Annotated in this window: 15 protein-coding genes; 12 read left to right on the top strand and 3 right to left on the bottom strand. The window is 53.7% G+C overall.

What is annotated here, in order from left to right:
• The first annotated feature begins 163 nt into the window (after nucleotides 1–163).
• The 9 genes from JTP09_RS07005 to JTP09_RS06965 all read left to right on the top strand — a co-directional run bounded on the left by JTP09_RS07005 (nucleotide 164) and on the right by JTP09_RS06965 (nucleotide 6,213).
• Entirely contained in the window at nucleotides 164–898 is a 735-nt protein-coding gene (locus JTP09_RS07005; protein ID WP_239478969.1) for a glycosyltransferase family 2 protein, read from the top strand.
• Between the two features lie 2 nt (nucleotides 899–900).
• Nucleotides 901–1,293 carry a DUF2304 domain-containing protein gene (locus tag JTP09_RS07000; RefSeq protein WP_204877733.1) on the top strand — a complete coding sequence of 131 codons (393 nt, stop codon included), beginning with the start codon at nucleotides 901–903 and terminating at the stop codon, nucleotides 1,291–1,293.
• Nucleotides 1,290–2,399, top strand: a complete 1,110-nt coding sequence (locus JTP09_RS06995; RefSeq protein WP_204877732.1) for a glycosyltransferase family 4 protein — start codon at nucleotides 1,290–1,292, stop codon at nucleotides 2,397–2,399. Before JTP09_RS07000 ends, JTP09_RS06995 begins: the two co-directional genes overlap by 4 nt.
• Before the next feature lie 3 nt (nucleotides 2,400–2,402).
• Nucleotides 2,403–3,260: a glycosyltransferase family A protein gene (locus JTP09_RS06990; RefSeq protein WP_204877731.1), complete on the top strand. Its 858-nt coding sequence runs from the start codon at nucleotides 2,403–2,405 to the stop codon at nucleotides 3,258–3,260.
• Nucleotides 3,261–3,399: 139 nt separating this feature from the next.
• Complete coding sequence (locus JTP09_RS06985) at nucleotides 3,400–3,750, top strand: glycosyltransferase (RefSeq protein WP_204877730.1); 351 nt, start codon at nucleotides 3,400–3,402, stop codon at nucleotides 3,748–3,750.
• Nucleotides 3,705–4,331, top strand: a complete 627-nt coding sequence (locus JTP09_RS06980) for a hypothetical protein (RefSeq protein ID WP_204877729.1) — start codon at nucleotides 3,705–3,707, stop codon at nucleotides 4,329–4,331. The genes JTP09_RS06985 and JTP09_RS06980 overlap by 46 nt, the downstream gene beginning before the upstream one ends.
• Nucleotides 4,319–4,717, top strand: a complete 399-nt coding sequence (locus JTP09_RS06975; RefSeq protein WP_204877728.1) for a GtrA family protein — start codon at nucleotides 4,319–4,321, stop codon at nucleotides 4,715–4,717. The genes JTP09_RS06980 and JTP09_RS06975 overlap by 13 nt, the downstream gene beginning before the upstream one ends.
• Entirely contained in the window at nucleotides 4,717–4,989 is a 273-nt protein-coding gene (locus tag JTP09_RS06970) for a hypothetical protein (RefSeq protein ID WP_204877727.1), read from the top strand. The genes JTP09_RS06975 and JTP09_RS06970 overlap by 1 nt, the downstream gene beginning before the upstream one ends.
• A 312-nt stretch (nucleotides 4,990–5,301) precedes the next feature.
• Nucleotides 5,302–6,213 (top strand): hypothetical protein, encoded by a 912-nt coding sequence (locus JTP09_RS06965; protein WP_204877726.1) that lies wholly within the window; start codon nucleotides 5,302–5,304, stop codon nucleotides 6,211–6,213.
• Between the two features lie 4 nt (nucleotides 6,214–6,217).
• Here JTP09_RS06965 and JTP09_RS06960 read toward each other — a convergent pair whose 3' ends face one another.
• Complete coding sequence (locus JTP09_RS06960; protein WP_204877725.1) at nucleotides 6,218–7,477, bottom strand: hypothetical protein; 1,260 nt, start codon at nucleotides 7,475–7,477, stop codon at nucleotides 6,218–6,220.
• A gap of 296 nt (nucleotides 7,478–7,773) precedes the next feature.
• Between JTP09_RS06960 and JTP09_RS06955 the strand changes: the two genes are divergently transcribed.
• Nucleotides 7,774–9,072 carry an MFS transporter gene (locus JTP09_RS06955; protein WP_204877724.1) on the top strand — a complete coding sequence of 433 codons (1,299 nt, stop codon included), beginning with the start codon at nucleotides 7,774–7,776 and terminating at the stop codon, nucleotides 9,070–9,072.
• A 330-nt stretch (nucleotides 9,073–9,402) separates the two neighbouring features.
• Nucleotides 9,403–10,440, top strand: a complete 1,038-nt coding sequence (locus JTP09_RS06950) for a YrzE family protein (protein WP_204877723.1) — start codon at nucleotides 9,403–9,405, stop codon at nucleotides 10,438–10,440.
• Nucleotides 10,441–10,524: 84 nt separating this feature from the next.
• Here JTP09_RS06950 and JTP09_RS06945 read toward each other — a convergent pair whose 3' ends face one another.
• Both JTP09_RS06945 and JTP09_RS06940 read right to left on the bottom strand, forming a co-directional pair.
• Entirely contained in the window at nucleotides 10,525–10,899 is a 375-nt protein-coding gene (locus tag JTP09_RS06945; protein ID WP_204877722.1) for a hypothetical protein, read from the bottom strand.
• Between the two features lie 92 nt (nucleotides 10,900–10,991).
• Complete coding sequence (locus JTP09_RS06940) at nucleotides 10,992–11,894, bottom strand: shikimate dehydrogenase (protein WP_204877721.1); 903 nt, start codon at nucleotides 11,892–11,894, stop codon at nucleotides 10,992–10,994.
• A gap of 179 nt (nucleotides 11,895–12,073) precedes the next feature.
• Here JTP09_RS06940 and JTP09_RS06935 point away from each other — a divergent pair, with 179 nt between their 5' ends.
• Nucleotides 12,074–16,960 carry an NAD-glutamate dehydrogenase gene (locus tag JTP09_RS06935; RefSeq protein ID WP_204877831.1) on the top strand — a complete coding sequence of 1,629 codons (4,887 nt, stop codon included), beginning with the start codon at nucleotides 12,074–12,076 and terminating at the stop codon, nucleotides 16,958–16,960.
• The last annotated feature ends 24 nt before the right edge of the window (nucleotides 16,961–16,984 follow it).

Genomic DNA, 16,984 nt, shown 5'->3' with positions numbered 1-16,984 from the left:
GTCTGGCCTCGTCACGCGTCTTGAAATATTGGGTCGGGTACAAGGATTACTGCGTTCAATACCTCACCCCTCCTGCAGAGGTTAGATATGAGCGAACTGCTAAACTGGCAACAATTCTGTGTACTCTGTGGGGGTACACTGCCTTGTTTTTGGAGATTGTTTGATGCAAAAATCTGCACCGCACGGTGAGTTGCGCGTACTGGTTATTATGCCTGCGTGGAATGAAGAGGAAACCATTGGGCAGACGATTGCTGAGCTGCAGGCAAAGCGTCCTGACTTGGATTTGATCGTTGTCAATGACGGTTCAATTGATCAGACATCTCAGGTTGCTCAGGCTGCCGGTGCAAAGGTGATTGAGTTGCCTTACAACATGGGTGTGGGTGCTGCAATGCGTACCGGCTATAAGTATGCCCGCTACAAGAACTACGACGTTGCTCTACAGATGGACTCCGACGGGCAGCACCTGCCTGAATATATTGAAACTCTTCTAGACGGTTTGCAGCGGGCTGATATTGTGATTGGCTCCCGTTTTGCAGGGAAAAGTGATTACGAAGTGTCAGGCCCTCGCAAGTGGGCAATGAGCCTGCTGTCGGTTATGTTTACCCAGATTTCTGGTGAGAAATTTACCGATGTCACCAGCGGCTTTAAAGCGGCTAACCACAGGGGTATTCAGCAGTACTGCGATTTCTACCCGGCTGAATACTTAGGCGACACTATTGATGCTACGGTGATGGCTATTCGCTCTGGATGCAAAGTGGTTCAAGTACCGGTGCAGATGCGAGAGCGGCAGGGCGGCACGCCGTCTTCTGGTCCTATTAAGTCAGCGATTTACCTGGTACGTTCCTTCTTTGCTTTCGCTATTTCGATGACCCGTCAGAAGACCTCCAGAGAGGGGTAATCATGCCGTCTAATATTTTCTTTTTGATTCTTTCCCTTTTTATTTTCTGTGCTGTACTGATGCTGGTGCGCAGCCAGAAGATGAAAGAGAAATACGCGGCTTTATGGTTGATTATTTCGGCTATTACTATCGTGCTGGCTCTCTTCCCCTCTCTCCTGTCAGTGGTGACAGGTTTTACCGGCGTCGTTATGCCGGTGAATCTGCTATTTTTACTGGCAATTATCATGCTTATGGGGGTTTGTATGCACCTTACCCTGGAACTATCAAAGGTTTCTGATGAGGTGCGCACCCTTGCCGAGGAGATCGCGATTTTGAAGGCTGAAACCCTTTCGCGTTCGGAGGCCTCTCGCACGCCAGGTATTCCCCTCAGCGGCAGAAAGAAGACTAACCAGTGAAGATTGTTTTTCTGATTAATAACTACCCACCGCGTATTGGTGGGCTTGAGCAGCACGTGTACTCTCTGGCAACCCGTCTGGTGGGCTTGGGGCATGCGATTAGTGTACTAACTCTGGGTGAACGTACTGAGGTAAACATCGAGGACGGTATCACCGTTTATCGTTTTAAAGAACTAGTACAGGTAGATGGAGTATTGGGTTTCCCAACCCTAGGTGCTACTGCAGGGCTCTTTTCAGCTCTTAAAAAAATCAATCCGGATATTATTTCGGTGCATACTCGTTTTTTCACACTCACTTGGCTCGGTGTGCTTTGGAGTAAGCTGCTGAAAATACCCGTGCTGCACACTGAACACGGTTCTGGCTTTGTTGTCTCGGGTAGCCCCGTCATTGGTGCCGCTAGCCGCCTGGTTGATTACACCCTCGGACGCGCGTCCTTGCGGGCAGCCAGCGGAGTGGTATGCGTGTCTGAGCCTTCACAGCGTTTTGTTGAAAAGCTGGCGCAGGTTAGCCCGGCATTGTTCTACAATGTTTCCCCCCTGCCCATGCGTTCCTCCGGTGACATAGTGCTGGATCGTAAGCGTCTGGTCTTTTTGGCGCGCGTGGTCGAGGTCAAGGGGTGGCGTGACTTCTTGGACGCGGTTGCCCTGGTGCGTGCTCAGGATCCTGAGGTTCACGCGGTGGTCTTGGGCGACGGTGCAGACCGCGCCAAAGCGGAATCTTATGCTCGTGAGCTGGGCATCGCAGAGGCAGTAGACTTCCGCGGGTTCGTTGACCACGCTGAGGTGGCTCGCATTTTGCGGGGCGCTACTTTAGTTAACCCCACCGTGGCAGCTGAGGGTTTTCAGACCACCATCATTGACGCCTTCGTTTCGCACGCGGGCATCGTCACCTATGATGTTTCAAGCGCGCGCGTCCTTGAACAGCGCGGAGTACCGGTTCGTATTGTGACCGAGCGCGGCCCGCAGCAGCTGGCTGAAGCTGTTCGGCAGGAAATAATCACACCGCCCGCCCCCTACAGCGATGACGAAATTAAAAACTGGGGCTGGGAGCACCAAGCAAAGCTCTATGAAGAATACGCTCAACATATTGTGAACCGGGGTACATAGTTGATGTCTGCTGAAAAATCTACAGGAAAACTTGCTGTTTTTGTGCGCAGTGGTGAGCTTAATCGCTGGCTCGACCAGGCTGTTGAGTCTGTCCTGGCAAGTGATTACGCCCTATTGGAGGTTATTGTTCTACTCAACGGCCCGAGTATCGGTGTGAGTGTTGATGCTGTTGCGGCGCAAGAAGCAGCACACCCCTGGATGCAGGACGCGCGCGTTAGTACCTACCGCTATGACCGCTACCTGGGGATGAGCGGCTCTATGATTGAGGCAACCTCTAAAATTTCGGGCGATGTTGAGTTTATGGCGAATGTCGATGGTGATGATTATGTCGCCCCAGAGAAATTCTCTGCTCAGATTAGTTATCTTCAGGCTCATCCTGACTGCGTACTGGTGGGTACTGGTGCTTACATGATCGATGGGGAAGGTGCTGTTACAGGTGAGCTGGGGGGCACCCACCGCGATGACGTGCGCTCAAAACTGTACTTGTTCAACCCGTTGCCGCATTCGTCTGTGCTTTACCGCCGTTCAGCTTTTGAGAAGGTTGGCGGGCATACTCCTGGCTTGTCACAGTGCGAGGATTACGACTTCACCTTGCGCATTGCCTGCCACGGTAAGGTCGCGCAGTTGGCGCAGAAGTATGTGTACTACCGGGTGCATCAGTCTAATTTGAGTAAGGGTGCTACTGCTTCTGGGCCGCACATGAAATGTGTGAGTGAAGGACGTCGCGCCCTGGCCCATGCAACCGGCACCCCTTCGGTGGTTGCATGCCCTCAACATCTACTCTGGGTGGCAATACAGTATATTCGCACACGCGGGCTTATCAGGCCTTTGCATGAGTACAGAATCAGAAAGTCCTCCTAGCTTATTGCGTGTAGTCTTTCCACGACTATTGGCAGATTGAAAGGTTATTGCTATGACGAGCTCTGCGAGTGTTTTGTCTGTGGTTGTGCCCGCTTATAACGAATAAGAGGGCATTGCTCTTTTCCACACGGACTACCTGTTGCCTGCCCTCGTTGATTGCGAGCCGCTGCTCTCTGGTAAGGATAAAAATGCTTTTGAGGTTATATACGTTAACGATGGTAGTAGCGATAAAACTTTGGCAACTCTGCAGTCTTTAGCCGATGCGGACGCGCGGGTAAAGGTTGTGAACCTATCGCGTAACTTTGGCAAAGAGGTTGCTACTACCGCAGGTGTTTCTGCTGCCACCGGTGACGCTGTGGTGATTCTGGATGCCGATGGGCAGCATCCGCCCCACTACCTACCCCAGTTCATTGAACGCTGGCGGGGGGGGGTGCCCAGGTTGTCGTGGGTGTACGCTCAAACCACGGTGGCGGTAAGCTCAAAACCCTAGGGTCGCAGGCTTTCTACAAGATTCTGAACTCGATCACTGACAACCCCACCGTGCCCTACTCCACGGATTTCAGGCTGATTGACCGAGTGGTCGCCGATGAGTTTTTGCGATTCAGCGAACGCAAGCGTATCGCTCGCGGTCTGATTGACTGGCTCGGGTTCACGCGTGACTATGTGGAGTTTGAAGCACCTGATCGTCTTGCCGGTGAAGCTACCTACGACATGCAAAAGCTGGTGGGCTTGGCGCTGAACAGTTTTATCACGATGAGCATTAAGCCCCTCTTCGCTTTCGGGTACATCGGGCTTTTTATTACTCTGGCGGCATTTATTGCCGGATACGCGGTGATAGTGCAACAGTTCCTCCTTGGTGATCCGCTGAGGTGGAACATCACCGGTTCAGCCATGCTGGGTATTCTGGTGTCGTTCTTGGTGGGCGTCATGCTGATTTCCCAGGGCATTGTGGCTGTGTATATGTCGCACATCTACATGCAGGCACAGGGGCGTCCGCTCTTCGTTATTGACCGTTCTACCTCACGCAACCTCGGTGGAAGCGCCAGAGCGGGTGACCCGTGGAATTCCTAGCGAAAAATAAGACCCTGATGCGCTATGTGGGTGTAGGCGTCACCGGTGTTATTTTTGAACTTCTCATTCTTTACATCGTCAAGAACGTGCTGGACGGCGACAATAAGATAGCAGTCACCGCCAGCTACTGGCTGGGTATTATCTTCTCTTTTCTGCTGCAAAAGTTCTTTGCTTTTGAGAATAAAGAAACGGCTACCAAAGTGGTGGGCGCCCAGGTGCTTTCCTACTCCCTGCTGTTACTGGTGAACTACCTGTTTACTCTCGGGTTTATCGCCCTCTTCGCTGAGATGCTAGGCATTTATATTGCCCGCATGGTGGCGCTGATGATTACAACGGGGTGGAACTTTTTTGTCTACAAGTACTTCGTGTTTAAGAAGGTCAAGTAATGGAAGTGACCGTCACTAGCTACAAGAAGTTTAAGGATTTTACGCAGAACAACAAACTGACAGTTGTCGCGGGAGTGCTTTTTTCTCTGATTCCAGTGTTCCTGATAATTTATTTCGCTCGGTTCTCATGGGCGGCAGGTATTATCGCTGATGACTACCCATACTTCATGAAGTTCAATCTTTCAGGCGGTGCTTTCGAATACTTTTGGAAGCATATAAATACTCACAATGGAAGGTTTGGGCAGGCGTCCCTCTTTGCGTTCCTTTTTTAGTAATGGGGGGAGAGAACGATCAGCCTGGTCCCTTTTTGCTTTTTTATCGGGATCTCACTAACTATTGCCGCTATTACCAACCAATTGCTGGATTTTAGGAAATTTAAATATATTGCATTACTGGTTATCGGGGTAAATCTCACCGGCGCTGCTTTACTGCTAGCTCCAAGTATCGTTGACTCGTACCTTTGGCTGACTTCAAGTACGGTATACTTCGGTGGAGTAATATTTTTTCTTTTAGTTTTTTTATTGCGCCTGCTGACATTGAACCAGGTCATTCAGCTAAAAATTGGGCTAGGTGCAGTATTCGCAGTGTCTGTTTACGCAGCTGGCTTTGTTGAACCTCTAACGGTCTGTATGTGCATCCTCTGGTTTATGGTACTACTTGATGACTTCATCAGGGGTAGGATGTTGAATCTTAAACTAACCGTAGCCGCTGGCCTCGGTACCGGTATAGGATTTTTGCTACTGTTCTTTCTGCTAGGGTCGCAGAATAGGCAGTCAAATATCAGTACAACCACAGGGGTGCAAGAGTCACTGAAGAATATGCTGACTAGTGAATTCCCTGAATTCTTGGATCACTCTTATGTGTGGCCTTGGCTCATCATTGTGCTTACTGGGTTCTTTACTGTGTTTATCGTGAAACCGGAAAGTAGTAACAGTTTCTACCAGCTCAGGAATTTAGCCTATGCAGTCCTACTTTTTGCTTTTATTTGCTTGGTCTATAGCCTGCTCACTGTGCATATTACCGGTGATATTCCTTGGCGTGCATATTCTGTTCCGGTTTTTGCCATGAGCGCTTCAGGTTACGCGGTCATCACATATGCTTTTAGTGGAATTTATCAGAAATATGCTACTACCTGGGGTGCAGTTGCAGCACTAGTAACATTGGTAGGAACGTTCATTGTTCTTATGGGGTTGGGTTTCTATGGCAGTGTCACCTTAGAGGCGCTCACTAAACGTAGTGACTTACTTGAACAGCGCCAGAGTGAAGTTGCACAACAGCTCAACTTTTCGGAAAATGCGCCTATTTCGGTTCGTGACGTTCCATCATTGTTGACTAGCGATGGAACTGATATGAAAAACCGATGGGGTTTTGAAGAGGCAATTGCGTGGCGCTTGGAAATCCCTGAGGATCGAAAATATGAGTTTGATTCATCATTGCCGGCACAATATTGTGCACCTGAGTCAATTCTGGTAAACCCCAATTTTTATTGTGAATAGATTGTTAACCTCGACGCTTCGCTATTCCTGCTAGGTGGACGGCGAATCCAGCCAGTGGCCCAGCAATAAGGGCGATGTTAGCTTTTGCTACGAGGTCAGTGCCCACTACCAAACAGACCAGCGAAACAAGGAGGGCAACAACCCAGCCCGCAAGATAGAGGCGGTGCTTATTGAGTGCTAACGCCACCGTGCCTGAGAGGGTAGTTAGCGCTAGCAGGGCACCTGCGAAGGTCAGCACAGCAAGCACTGCACCCGATAGCTGCCCGGCGTACTTAGGATAGATCAGGTCAAAGAGCCAAGGACCCAGTAGAAAAGCTGCCCCAGCACCTACAACGCCTATACCAATAAACACCGCAACCGGCTTGAGTAGTGCTTTCACCGGCTGATTCTGGTGCGCCAAGAAGTGGGAAATTGCAACGCCCTGAAAAGCCTGTAGGGGAATCATAATGGGCGCGCGCGTAATCGAGATACCCAAAATAATTGCCGAGAGCAGAGCCGCTTTTTCTGTGGCAGAAGTGCTTGAAGTTGCCTCCAAAAAGACGGGGAAACCGGTTGAAACCGCCGCCATCGCCAGTGCGGTGAGCAGCGTCCACAGCATCGCTTTAAAAACAACGGACGCGGGTTCTGCAACGCGGATGCGCGCCGCCGACCGTGCGGTGGGTGAGAAGGCCAAGAAAACTAACCAGAGGAAGGCAGTGGCAGTGAAGGCGAGCTGAAAGAAGAACACATCTTTGCTGAACAGTGAAGCTATGCCTGATGCCGCCAGGGTGAAAATACCGCCGGTAGAAATGAGCAGACCGTAGAGGGTCCAGGCTTTCAAGCCAGCCATTGCACCGATAAAGTACACGTGCAGGGCGTAGGCGACGGTGCCAATCAGCACCAGGAGCATCGACCTGCCGGTGTTGACCGACAGCACATAGTTCATAAGATAGGGTGACGCTAGCGCCAGCACCACCGCGCACAAAACGCCCACGCCCAAAGCTACGACTAGCGGACGCGCCCCACCGGGTTTGTTGTTGCTGACTGCGTCCTGCTGGGAGCCAATGAGACGTGCCGCTTCTTGCTGCACACCGAGTAAGGTTGCGAACACCAGTGACATCAAAGACCAAAAGACCAGAAACTCTTTATTGTCATCGACGCTGAGTACGCGCGAGCTGAGCCAGGTCACGGCGAAGGTGGTCGCCGCGCTGATGATTGATGCGGAGGCAATAAAAATAGACTGACCGCGGGTAATCACGGAATCTTGAGGTAACTGTTCTTCCATGCCACTTCTCTGTTCTGGTGTTATTTTCTGTGCCCGGTTTGATACCTATATATCGCACCGTTAAAACCCTTTCAATACTAGACCGTGCGTCAGTGTCGCGTTTTAGTCATCTACTACCTGCCGGCGGTGTCATAAGCAGAGGTGTGTCACATGACGGTCATGTTCCTTTCTGATTTTGTGGCAAGCGCTAAGGGTTCTTAGACTCTACTCATTGACCAAAGATGGTTGAACAGATCTAACCCCCGCGCGCACACCTGAGAACAAGGTGGTGCGGGGCTTATGGGTGAAGGAAAACTGTGGCACCTACAGCAGGCGCAATCGCCAAAAATCCGCGTAAGGCAGCATTCGCCTCATGGATCGGTTCTGCCCTTGAATATTACGATTTCGCGGTTTTTGGTACAGCGGCTGCGCTGGTTCTCAACCAGATTTTCTTCCCCGACGATTCGGCGGCTTTGGGCACTCTCAAAGCGATGATGACTCTGGGTGTTGCCTACGTGGTGCGTCCCTTTGGCGCGATGCTCATGGGCCCGCTGGGCGATAAATTCGGGCGCAAATTTGTACTGATGCTAACCCTCTTCCTGATGGGCGGAGCCACCTTCGCCATCGGATGCCTGCCCACCTACGAACAGGCTGGTATGCTCGGCCCAGTTCTTCTGGTGCTCTGCCGCGTCCTGCAGGGTCTCTCAGCATCGGGAGAACAGGCATCTGCCATTTCCATGTCGCTGGAACACGCCCATGACAAATCCCGCGCCTTCACCACCAGCTGGACGCTGCAGGGCACCCAATTCGGCTCACTACTGGCAACTGCCGTCTTCATTCCCTTCGCCGCGCTACCCGAAGAACAGCTGATTTCATGGGGCTGGCGCGTACCCTTCTGGCTCTCCGCCTTCGTGGTTCTCGCCGCCTGGCTGATTCGCCGCACCCTCGAAGAGCCACCCGCCTTCACCCAGACAATCACCGTGCGTCCGCACTCAGCTCCCTTGGGCGAAGTCTTCCGCAACCACAAACGCGCAGTACTCGCCGTTGCAATGTGCGCCCTAGTTAACACCGTCAATATGATCTTCACAACCTTCGCCCTCTCCTACGCCACCAAAGGCATCGGCATTGAACGCGGCACCATGCTGTGGGTTCCCGTTGCGTCCAATGCGCTGGGTCTGCTCGCCATTCCGCTCCTCGCTCGCCTCTCAGATAAGGTTGGACGCAAGCCCGTCTTCATTGGCGGCGCACTAGTTGCCGGGGCGCTCATGTTCCCCTACCTCTACATGATTCACGAAACCAATATCCTCGGTATCTTCGTGATCGGTGTGCTCATGCACGGCGGCTTCTACTCCATGGCAAACGGCATCTGGCCCAGCTTCTACGCAGAAATGTTCCCCACCCGCGTCCGCGTCACTGGTCTGGCACTGGGCACCCAAATCGGTTTTGCCCTTTCAGGTGGGCTAGCACCCGTTGCCGCTACCGCGCTCGCCGGTGCCGATCTGACCGGCTGGGTGGGGCCTTCCATCTTCACTGTTGCCGTGGCAGTTCTGGTGGCTATCGTTGCTAGCATGCAGCGTGAAACCGCCCACCTGCCGCTCGAAGACATCGACCGCTAAAACGTCCGATTATCCCCACAGAGTCGTGTACAACACTTGCTCAGTACCCGGTCAAGTCTTCGTTTAAGGAGCTAAATAGACTAAAATAGCTCCTGACGTTACGCAACGGTAACAACCGTGCGTACCTGGCGAAAGCCTATAAATCTTATGTTTTAGACGCATCATCTGCCCTAGATTCAGTAATTTATTCACAGGTTCTAGGGCTTTTTGGTGAACTCCCCTTGTTAAAAATGAAACTTTTGACACGGGATATAAAGCGTTGAGAGCAACAAGACTAAAAAATAGAAAGGTCACCATATGACCTTTCGTCACTCTCAAGAAAGAAAAACGATGAGCAAAGTTCAGAAGACTGCCCAGCCGGCAGCTGGCCGCTCCTTGCGTGCAACCCTCACCGAGGGTCTTGCTACCGAAGCGGGCAACAACATTTCATGGCGCAGCGTTTTTGCTGGCCTCGTCACCTTCATCTCACTCTCATTGCTGTTCACCCTCGTAGGTGCAGCAATTGGTTTGGGCGGTACTGACCTAACCGCAGCAGACCCCACTGCTGGCGTAGGTACCGGTCTCGCAGTGTGGACTATCTTCTCACTGATTCTTTCACTGGGCCTCGCTGGCTTCATCGCTGGTTTGACCGCTAACCGCGCGGGTTTCATCCACGGCTTCTTGACCTGGGCAACCGGCGTTATCGCAATTGTTATCCTAGCTACCTCAGCTGTATCATCAGCTTTCGGTGCTGTCGGTAACATGCTCGGCACTGCAGGTCGCGCAGCAGGCGACGTTGTTTCAACCGCCACCAACGCAACCGGCGACGTATTCAACCTCGTCGCTGAGCAGGTTGAACTCGACACCACCGGCATTGACCGTGAAGTCATCACCGCTCTGGAAAACAGCAAAATTGAGCAGTTGCACCCCGACTACCTGCAGTCACAGCTTGACGCAACCATCAAGGACGTCCAGGATGCAGGCAAGCGCATCGTTGTTGACGGTGAAGACGCAGGCGCTGTAGCTGAAGATGTTAAGGGCAACATCGAAGAGCGCGTAGCATCGGTGACCAAAAACATTGACCGCCCCACCCTGGAACGCGAAATCGCTGCTAACACTGACATGTCACAGCGCGAAGTGAGCCAGGTAGCTGACAACATTGTTTCAGCCTACGAAGATGCTCAGAAGAACGCTGAAAAGCAGCTCAACAACCTGCAGTCAGGTGCTCAGGAAGCATTCGACCGCGGCGTAGTTGTTGCTAACGACGCAATGAACAACACCGCGAAGTACTCCCTGTACCTCTTCGCTGGTCTTGTGATTGCTGCTATCGTAACCACCGGCGCTGGCGTTGCTGGTTCACGCTTTGGCAACAAGGTTCAGAACGTCTAAGGAATTTTATTCCTAGATACATGAATCCCGTGGGGCTCGTCTGAGTTCCGCGGGATTTTTGTTTAAAGATTCTTGGAGCGTAGGTTAGCTGACCTTTTTGAGCAGGGCTGTTAGCGCAGTTCTGGCTTCTGCCACCATGTCTTCGGGTGAGGTGAAATAGTATTTTTCGGCGATAGTTGTACCGGACGCGGGCAAGAACAGCTCCCCGCCAAATGCAGCCGGAACAGGGTTTGGGCTCTCTGGCTCTTCTAATAGGGTGTAGCCGTAGGCGGTGGTGTCATCGAAGCTGAGGTTCAGCACGTAGCGGTGCGCTCGTCCGCCCACTCTAAAGGTGCGCGAAAGGTCAGCATCATCAAGAAACTCACCGTCGAGTTCTAACCCGCCGTTGTATTCAAGCTCCCACCCGAACTCGCGCGCCAGCGCGTAACTGACCTCTTTAATGCCGGTATCTTGTGCCACGAAGGAGCCTCCTGAGAAAGAAAAATGGATTGTTATATTTTACTACCCTGCTCAGAATGCAATTTAAGACATGTTTTGGGTGAAAATATGCCTTAAATTGCATTCTCGATGGGAGATCCAACCAGGGTTGCGAAGTGTTCCCTCATGCGGTGCGCGTTGGGGGTGATGTCGGCGATCAGGGCGAGCGCGTCCACTGCTTGACCTACCGCCATGTAGCCGCCGGGCAGAACGTGGCACCCTAGCTGGCGGGCGGCAACAATGAGCGGGGTTTCTTGGGGGAGGTAGATGACGTCGGCAACCCACAGATTTGCGTGCAGGAGAGAAAGGTCGAGGGGCGCACCGGGGTGTACGTGCATGCCAATGGGTGAGGCATTAACGAGGCCCTGCGCTTGGGGTAGGACGTTGGCGAGTTGTTGTGGGGCGGTGGCGATGACCTGCGCCTGCGGAAAAAGTGCCTGAAGGTCGAGGGCTTTTTCGGTGGCTTTAGCGGCGTCGGGGTCTACCAGATGTAGGACGCGCACCCCTGCTTTCAGAAGGGCGTAGGCGGTTGCTGAGCCGGCACCGCCGGAGCCTAGCTGCACAACGGTGTGTAGGTGTCCTGAGGCTGCGGTGACTTTGGGTAGCCCCCATTTCATGCCGGTGAGAAAGCCGGAGTAGTCGGTGTTTTCGCCGTGGCGGGTGCCGTCTGTATTTATCAGAACAGTGTTGACGGCGCCGAGGGCTACGGCTTCGGGGGAGATGGTGTCGAGGTAATCGAGCACGCTCTGTTTGCAGGGGTGGGTGATGTTGAAGGCGTTGAAGCCTAGGAGGTGGGCGGCATCAAGCAGCGCTGGGAGGGAGTCGCCGTGAAGTTCTAGGGCGTGTAGATCTATGGGGCGGTAGAGGTAGTGCAGTCCGTGGTGGGTGGCTTCTGCTTCGTGCATGGGTGGGGTGAGTGAGGCTGTGATGCCATCGCCGATGAGACCCACTAGGTACGACTCGTTTCTCAGGCTCATAGGGCTTTATCTTAGTGGTCTTTGCCGGGTGGTTAGTAACTGTTTTTACGGTGTAAGACGGTGGGTGTTTTCGCTCAGGTGAATGAGTGGCTGATTAGATAGCCGCGGGCTAGACTTAAAAGGATTTGCAATTGAATCTATGGCGGGTACACAAAGACGTGGCTTGCACTATGAAAGGCATGACGTTGGTCGAACACAATGGCGTTGAGAACAAGTGGTCAGACGAGTTGGAGTGGGTGAATCAGTATATTCTCCATTCCACTGAGGATGAGTTGTCGATGTTTTCGGCAGCTGATATTGAGCAGATGGCGGTGGCGCACCGCAAGCTGGCGGGTAGGCGTGAGCGCGGCCAGGCGGTAGTTGATGTTATTGATGTTGCTGGTGCTTCTACGGTGTTGCTGGCAACGGATGACATGAGCTTTTTGGTGAGCTCCGTGACGGCACAAATTGCGGCGAAGTATGGGGGTATTGCCACCCTGATTCACCCGACCTTCATTGTTCAGCGTGATGATGCGGGTAATTTGGTTGATCTTAAGGGCACGGGTTTGGCTCAGCCGGTGGCGTCCGGTGATACGGTCTCGCTGCCGAGTTTGAAGGTGTCTGACGAGTCAGGACGCACGTTTGTTGAGTCGTGGATTGCTGTTCGTCTTACTTCTTTGGTTGAGGGTGAAGACCGTGCCCGCCTGATTGCTGAGATTGCTGAGATTCTTGATGATGTGAAGGTTGCTGCTGCTGACCGCGCGCAGATGGTGGAGCGCGTCCTTGCTATCGCTGATTCGATGGGGGAGCTGCAAGATATTACCCTGGGTGGTCCTGAACATTATTCGGGTTTTGTGAATTCTGAGGATGACCCGGCGTCTCGTGTTGCCCCGGTGCAGGAATTCTTGCGGTGGCTGACGCGCGGTAACTTCTTGTTACTGGGCGTGAAGGCGCGTGATCTTTCGGGTGATTCCTCTGCTGTGGTGTTGGAGGATCGCCCCGGTTCTGCTTTGGGTATTTTGCGGTATGACGCGGACGCCCCTGCTCGCCGTATTGAGCTGACGGGTACGGCGCTGAATAACGTGAAGACCCCGCATCCGCTGTATATTACGAAAGCTAATTCGCGTTCAACGGTGCATCGTCATGATTACCTTGATTACATTGGCGTGCGCGATTTTGATTCTTCGGGCAAGGTTGTTGGCGAGTATGTGATTCTTGGTTTGTTCTCGATGCAGGCGTATGCGCTGCCGGCTGCTGAGACTCCGCTGGTGCGTGAGCGTGTGGCGATTGTGCGTCGTCGCTTGGGCTTCCACCCCGGTTCGCATTCTGATAAGACTCTTTCGGGTATCATTGAGGATTTCCCGCGTTTGGAGCTTTTGCACTCGAACGTGGAGTCTTTGACGGAGATGTTCCGCGGCATCATGGGTCTTGAGGAGCGTCGCACTACCCGCTTGTTCCTGCGTCCTGATGCTTTTGGTCGTTTTGTGTCTGCTGTGGTGTTCTTGCCTCGCGACCGTTATAACACCGCGGTGCGTCAGCGTATCGAAGAGGTGTTCCGTAGCGAGTTTGACCTGCTCAATATTGATTTTGAGGTTCGCCTCTCGACCTCGTCGCTGGCGCGCTTGTATTTCCGTTTGCGTTTGACTGACCCCAATACGGTGCCGCAATTGGATGTTCAGGCAATCGAGAAGCGTCTACAGCAGACGGTTCGTTCGTGGGGTGAGGCTGCGGGTGCGGCGCTTGAAGAGGGCGGACGCGCTTTGGCGGCTGCGTGGGCTGAGGCTGTGCCGATGACCTACCGTGCTGACTATGAGGTTGCGGATGCGGTAGAGGACGTTGCAATTTTCGAGTCGCTGGATGCTGATGCCGGGCGTCCTGCCGCTGTGCGTTTGGTGGAACATAACGGTGTGACTCGTTTGAAGACTTATCTTTCGAAGGCGCACACTCTAACCGAGTTACTGCCGGTCATGCAGAATATGGGTCTGACGGTGTTGGATCAGAAGCCCTATGAGATTACTCCGGCTGATGGTCGTAACTTCTTGCTCTATGACTTTGGTGTGCAGCTGCCTGAGGGTGTTGAAGCGCAGGCAGTGCAGGATCTTTACGAGGACTCCCTGAATGCCTTTTTGAAGGGGCTGCGTGAGTCTGATTCACTGGATCGCCTGTTGCTTGCCGAGCAGCTGTCGTGGCAGCAGGTAGCGATTTTGCGCGCCTACACTCACTACCTGATTCAGCTGGGACGCGGTTTCACTCCCCAGTTTATGGCTGATACTCTGCTTGCTTTCCCGCAGGTCACCGGTGTCCTGGTGCGTTACTTTGCGGTCAGCTTTGACCCCGATTTGGGTCTGTCTGAGCAGGAGCGAGAAGACGGACGCACTGCCCTCTGGGCTGATTTTGAGGCAACGCTGGGTGAGGTACCCACTCTTGATGCTGACCGTTTCTTGCGCTCCTTGGGTACGGTCATGGCAGCGACCTTGCGTACCAATGCGTATGTGGGCAGCTACTCACGGGCTATTAAGATTGATCCTGAGGCGATTGATTTCGCACCTCTGCCCCGCCCCAAGTTCGAAATTTTCGTTTATTCCCCGCGCGTGGAGGGCGTGCATCTTCGTTTTGGTCCGGTAGCCCGCGGTGGCTTGCGCTGGTCTGACCGCCGAGAGGACTTCCGCACCGAGGTTCTGGGTCTGGTTAAAGCTCAGATGGTGAAGAACTCCGTCATTATTCCTACCGGCGCGAAGGGTGGTTTCTACCCCAAGCAGCTACCTAATCCTGCTGTCGATCGTGATGCTTGGATCACTGAGGGGCGAGAGTCCTACAAGATTTTCATCCGCTCATTACTGGATGTCACCGACAACCTAGAGGTTGCAGGTGACGGTACTGAAACCGTTGTGCACAACCCGCGCGTTATTGCCCGCGATGGTGATGACTACTACCTGGTTGTTGCAGCCGACAAAGGCACTGCGGCATTCTCTGATACAGCTAATTCCATTAGCGAGGAATACGGTTTCTGGCTGGGGGACGCCTTTGCTTCCGGCGGGTCGGTGGGCTATGACCACAAGGCGATGGGCATTACTGCCCGTGGTGCCTGGGAGTCGGTCAAGCGTCATTTCTCCGAGCTGGGAATTAACTGCCAAGAGGAAGAATTCATCGCAGTGGGAATTGGTGATATGAGTGGTGATGTCTTCGGTAACGGCATGATGCGCTCACGCACCACCCGCCTGGTTGCCGCCTTTGACCACCGCGATATTTTCCTCGACCCCAACCCTGACGCGGCGACCTCCTTTGAGGAGCGCGTGCGTCTGTATGAGACCCCCCGTTCGTCCTGGCAAGACTACAATCGTGAGCTGATTTCGGCAGGTGGTGGCGTCTACTCGCGTGGCGCTAAGTCGATCGATATCACCCCCGAGGTGCGCGAGGCGTTGGGTATTTCCTCAAGCGTGGAAAAACTGGCTCCTGCAGAGCTAGTCTCAGCGATCCTGCGAGCGCCGGTTGATCTGGTCTACAACGGCGGAATTGGCACCTATGTGAAAGCTGCATCGGAAACCCATGCTGAGGTGGGCGATAAAGCCAACGATGCTCTGCGTATTAACGGCGGTGAAATTCGCGCCAAGATTGTCGGTGAGGGTGGTAACCTCGGTTTCACCCAGCTGGGTCGCATTGAAGCCGCTGAGGCTGGCGTGCTTATCAATACCGACGCCATCGATAATTCCGCGGGTGTGGAAACCTCTGACCGCGAGGTGAATATCAAGATTCTGGTGGACCGCCTGGTGACCGCCGGTCGCCTCTCGGCTAACGAGCGCGCGTCCTTCATTGAATCCCACCGTGAAGATGTCGGTGCGCAGGTGCTGCAAACCAACGTCGAGCAGAACGTACTCTTGCAAGCTGAGCGTCACGGCGTGATTCCCGGTGTTGAAGCCTACATTCGTCTCATCGGTTATCTGGAGCAAGAAGCCGGTCTCAACCGTGAGGTGGAGTTCATTCCCGGTGACCAGAAGATCCGCGAGCGCTACGAAGCAACCGGTATTACCCTCACCGCCCCAGAGCTGTCGGTGCTGGCTGCTTACGTGAAGATTCACCTGACTCACCAGTTGCAGCAGACCAACTTTGCTGATGACCCCTGGTTGGGCGGCGTGCTACGTAGCTACTTCCCGCCCGCTCTGGTGGAGCGTTTCGGGGACGCACTTGAAACGCATCCGCTGCGCCGTGAGATTATCTGCACTCAGGTGGCAAACGAGATTGTGAATATTGGCGGCATTACGCACGTTTACCGCGTCATCGAAGAAACCGGTGCGCCGGTGGATGTAGTTGCCCGCGCCTTCATGGTTTCACGTGAAACATTCGGTCTTGCGGATGAGGCAGCCCTGCACCGCGCCCTGCCTGCCGACACTCCTCTAGAAGCCTGGCAGTCAGTAATTCGCGACTGGCAGCGTATTCTCGACCGCCTGGTGCGCTGGTTTATTGCCGAGCGTTCTGTGGTGGTGGGGCACCCCATTGCAGATATGATTGAGCGCTTCTCGCACATCAAGACCCTGCGCGAGAACCTGCCCGACTATCTTTCCGAAGACACTCGTGCGCGCGTCCGCGCCAAACGTGAGCAGGCGCAAGAGTGGGGGCTGTCAGAAGAGCTTACTGTTTACTGGATCCGCGCCTTTGAGTCCTTTGCGCTGATGGATGTACTGCGTATTGCAGAAGCAAATGAGCTGGACGCCGACCAGGTAGCCCACCTCTACTTCTCAGTTTACGACCGCTTCTACATCAATGACATGCTCACCTTCGTCTCGCATCTGCCGCGTACCGACCGCTGGGAGACCCTGGCTCGCTCGGCGCTGCGTGATGACCTTTACGAGATCGCTGCCGCCGTGGCGTTGAAGGTGGCACGTGAGCAAGGTCTGGACGCGTCCATGGACACCCCCCAAGAAACAGCCGAGTTGTTGCGCGATTGGGTTCGCATCAACCCCGTCCGTACCGGACGTGTGGACGATATGTTTGATGAGCTGCGTGGCGGTGCTATTGCTGAGGGTGAGCGCCCCCGTCTGGCAGTGCTCTCAGTGATGATTCGTACCCTGCGCGCGATGGTTACCAGCTAGTCAGCGGTTCGCCGAGATCCTGAT

The organism is Rothia sp. ZJ1223, assembly GCF_016900985.1.
GTDB lineage: Bacteria > Actinomycetota > Actinomycetes > Actinomycetales > Micrococcaceae > Rothia.
Note: the sequence above shows the minus strand (reverse complement) of the source record. Positions and strands in the feature narration are given on the sequence as shown.